Here is a 3,883-nt window from a genome sequence, read left to right on the forward strand (position 1 = left end):
AAGGACGACATATCGCGGTATGAGATATTCGGATTGTTTAGCTATCCCAATAATGGAGCAATTCTTTTATGGAAAAAGAACTCGTTGGATACTATATCGGAGAGAATATTCAACTCGATATCGCTTACAGGAAAGTAGCAAAATATGATCCCTTTGGCAGGCCACAGAATTTTTTTATTCTGCGGGACACCATGATGCGTTTGTTTCTCTATCTGCTGCAAAACGCCTGCGATCGCATAGTGACGAATGAGGAAATACTTTATCACGTATGGGATTTACATGGACTGAAGTCTTCCAGCCAGCGGCTCTGCCAGGTGATGCAGACCTTACGCTTCAGATTAGCCATGTTAGGCGTACCTCACGACTTTATTATGCGTATTAAAACGAGTGAGGTGAAAGGTTATTCAATTAAGAAAAATATGGTAAGGCCTTTATACCTTCTTACAGAGGATGCGTAATTAAAATTAGTCGCATGGACACTTTCGCTATGAAAGCATACGCCATTTCGAATGATAACTTTTTTAAAATCGGTATGCTCGCGCTTTTATCCAGGGCGCGTTAAATGGCAGGTAGGTCTGATAACACCCGTGAGATGCCATGATCGATAAAAGAAATTGTTGGCGCGGCGCGTGATTTTTGTCCTGCGCAATAGCGCGTCAACGATGCCGCTGTTCAATAAGGTTTTTCCGTCATACTTTCTGACAGAGAAAGCACGGTTTTAGCTCACTATATTAATGGCGAAAAGCCTAAGGAGATATCACATAAATTAAATATTTCAGTAAAACCTTTTCCACATCTAAGCTCAGCGCGTTCAATAAACTGGGCATCAGGAGGATAAGCAGCCGATCGTTGGTCTGTATTAAGCGTTTTATTGCAAGAAAAAAAGAGGTTTCCAGCGTGTATCCTTAAGCCAGAGGCTTATTGATCGCTAAGTGGATGCAGACGCTTTGGAGATGGATTTTCATAAATAATAAACATGGAAAAGAGAATGCTTGTGAACAGGAAAATATTATCATGGCTGATGTGTCTGTTATTTATCAGCGCTGCCTGGAATACCGGTGCTCACGCACAGGAGCCGCAGAAAAAAACACCATGGGTATTGGATGCTCCGCCGGGAGAAAATCAGTGGATTACGGAAAAATCGCGCGCGCGCGTTATTGTTTTCCGCCTGGCGCGCGACAAAGAAGCTCTGGCCAATAAGCCCCTTAATATATTTCTTAACGGCAGTTATCATGCCAGTCTGTTGCCGGAACATCAGGCTATTGCCCTGTCGCTTTGTCCCGGAACGAAAGAACTGGGCGTCACGCTGGGAAAAATAGATGCCGATAGCGACGATCTCGCCCGCTCGACGCAAAAAACGCCGCGGTTAGAACCAGAGACGCTCTATTTCTATCAGGTCGCCGTTGATAATAACGGGAAAATATTTGCCCGCTGGGTCGATCGCGATCAGGCGAAAGAGGTGTTGGCGCATGTGAAGGTGCAGACTCATACGCTTTCGCGCGTAGCGGATAGTCAGAGCTGCCCCAGCAGCGTTTACAGCATCAATGCTTCAGCACTTTTTAAGCTGAACCAGTATGAGCGCAGCGGCATGCTGCCCGGCGCTATGCAGTCTATTCAGCGCCTGGCTGAGCAGATGCAAAAGGATTATTCCTCCCTGGATAAAATTATCGTGAATGGCTATGCCGATCCTACAGGAAATAACGATAAAAACCAGCTACTGTCGCAGCAGCGTGCGCAGACTGTCGCATTATTGCTGAGCGAGTCAGGGCTACCCATCGATATTATTACTGCGCAAGGAATGGGCGCATCAAACCTTATTGTGGCGGATTGCCACCAGCGTCATTTAAATCGACAGCAAGTTGCTGATTGTAATCAGCCAAACAGAAGAGTCGAAGTGGAAGTCTATGGGCTGAAAAATTTATAAAGGCCCAGGAAGCGTTCTGAACATTAATGTGTTTCTTTGATTACACAAGGATAAAAAAATGGCTGCCATGGTAAAAATAAATTTACGTGGGACTAAAGGGATCGTTTCGTCTCATGAAGTCGCGGCAGGAAAAGATGCTCCTGTCGTAATAGCGGTGCCGCATCGCGGCAAATATAATATTGAACTGATTGATGAAACTACCGGACACGCGCCGCAGCTTGTGACCACTAAGCGCGTTGGAAATAACCTTGTCCTGGCATTTGAGGGCGGAGATGCAGACGCCCCGGACGTTATTCTCGAAGATTATTATGATAACGACAGCGTCCATCTAATTGGTCAGGCGGAAAACGGACAATATTATGAATATATTCCCACCTCAGGCGAGGTGGCGGATTATCCGCCAGCCATGCTGGATGGGCAGAATAGCCAGGTCGTTTTAGGCGGCGAAGGTTCAACGATTGCCGACCCGGTGGCGGACGGCGATAACTTTGCCTGGCTGCCTTTTTTACTGCTCGGCGCGGCTACCGCCGGCGTCGCTGGCGTCGCCTGGGCGGCGTCGAATAATCATAATGGTGGATCACACTCGGCCAGCCCGAAACTGAACGTCACCATTAATCCACCTACTGACGAGGATAAAGATGGCCGCCCGGAGCTGTCCGGCACGTCATCCAGCCCGAATGCCGACGTCACTATTACCTTACCCGACGGCAGCACGCTGACCACGAAGACCGATAAAGACGGCAACTGGGCCATCGAAGCGCCTGCTTCTCAGCCCAACGGCGCGATCACCGTTACGGTGACCGATTCCAGCGGCAACACCGGCACCGCGAACATCGACTACCGGGATGAAACCGCACCCGAAACGCCGAGCATAACGCAGAACGATGATAACGGGCTGGCGGGTAAGGCGGAGCCGGGCGCAAAGGTCACCATTACCGACAAGGATAGTGGCGAGACAACCACCGTCACGGCGGATGAAAACGGCGACTGGAGCATCCAGCCCAACCCGATTAACAAAGGGGATAATACTGCAACGGTTGTGGCGGAAGATCCTGCCGGTAACGTTTCGCCCCCGCTTATAGTCAACAGACCGGTAGCGGATATCGTCTCCGGCTCTATTTCGCTGACGGATGATGTCGCGCCTGTTACCGGCGTGATTGCTGACGGCGGCGTGACGAACGATACCCGACCGACCTATTCCGGTAAAGCGACGCCGGGCACCGATCACGTTAATATTTATGACAACGGCGAACTGATTGGCAGCGCGCCGGTGGATAAGGATGGCAACTGGCGCTTTACGCCGGCAAAAAGCCTGGCGGAAGGGTCATCGCATAATTATACCGTGGCGGCGGTGGATGCGGCCGGTAAAGAAGGCGCGCACATCAGCGGCACCGCGGATGACGGCTGGTCATTTACCATTGACAGCATAGCGCCCGATAACAACACCTCCGGCATCGTTGACGGCTCGCTGAGCCTGACTGACGACGTCGGACCGGTGACCGGCCCGATCCTGGACGGCGGCGTCACCGACGATACCCGCCCGACCTTCTCTGGCAAAGCCACCGATGATATCGATCACGTCAATATCTATGATAATGGCGAACTGATCGGCAGCGCGCCGGTGGATGAGAATGGCAACTGGAGCTTTACGCCGGAAACCGATCTGGCGGAAGGCGACCATTCTCTGTCCGCATCAGCGGTGGACAAAGCAGGCAACGAAGGCCCGCAGACCGGCGGCGCCGATGCTGGCTGGGACTTTACCGTTGATACCTCTGCACCCGATAACACTACCTCCGGCATCGTTGACGGTTCGCTGAGCCTGACTGACGACGTCGGACCGGTGACCGGTCCGATCCCGGACGGCGGCAACATCTACGATGCGCGCCCGACCTGCTCCGGCAAAGCGACCCGCGATATCGATCACGTCAATATCTACGACAACGCCGAACTGATCGGCCG

4 protein-coding genes are annotated in these 3,883 nt (G+C 51.4%); all 4 read left to right on the forward strand.

The features are described from left to right. Nucleotides 1-68: 68 nt before the first annotated feature. Nucleotides 69-458, forward strand: coding sequence for a winged helix-turn-helix domain-containing protein (locus MYY08_RS01385; RefSeq protein WP_084970122.1), 390 nt, complete (start codon nt 69-71; stop codon nt 456-458). A gap of 233 nt (nt 459-691) precedes the next feature. Then, the gene (locus MYY08_RS19165) at nt 692-838 is read left to right on the forward strand and encodes a helix-turn-helix transcriptional regulator (RefSeq protein WP_084970147.1); all 147 of its coding nucleotides are present in this window, start codon (nt 692-694) and stop codon (nt 836-838) included. Nucleotides 839-976: 138 nt separating this feature from the next. Then, nucleotides 977-1,924 carry an OmpA family protein gene (locus tag MYY08_RS01390; RefSeq protein WP_084970121.1) on the forward strand — a complete coding sequence of 316 codons (948 nt, stop codon included), beginning with the start codon at nt 977-979 and terminating at the stop codon, nt 1,922-1,924. A 58-nt stretch (nt 1,925-1,982) separates the two neighbouring features. Continuing rightward, nucleotides 1,983-3,883, forward strand: a 1,901-nt coding sequence (locus MYY08_RS01395; RefSeq protein WP_288012649.1) for an Ig-like domain-containing protein, incomplete at its 3' end; no start/stop codon positions are given.

The organism is Mixta sp. (genome assembly GCF_024610815.1).
In the GTDB taxonomy this organism is placed as follows: Bacteria; Pseudomonadota; Gammaproteobacteria; order Enterobacterales; family Enterobacteriaceae; genus Mixta; species Mixta calida.

Bases quoted from the DNA above. Each gene is read 5' to 3' on its own strand.
- MYY08_RS01385 (WP_084970122.1), top strand. From the start codon at position 69: ATGGAAAAAGAACTCGTTGGATACTATATCGGAGAGAATATTCAACTC.
- MYY08_RS01390 (WP_084970121.1), top strand. From the start codon at position 977: ATGGAAAAGAGAATGCTTGTGAACAGGAAAATATTATCATGGCTGATG.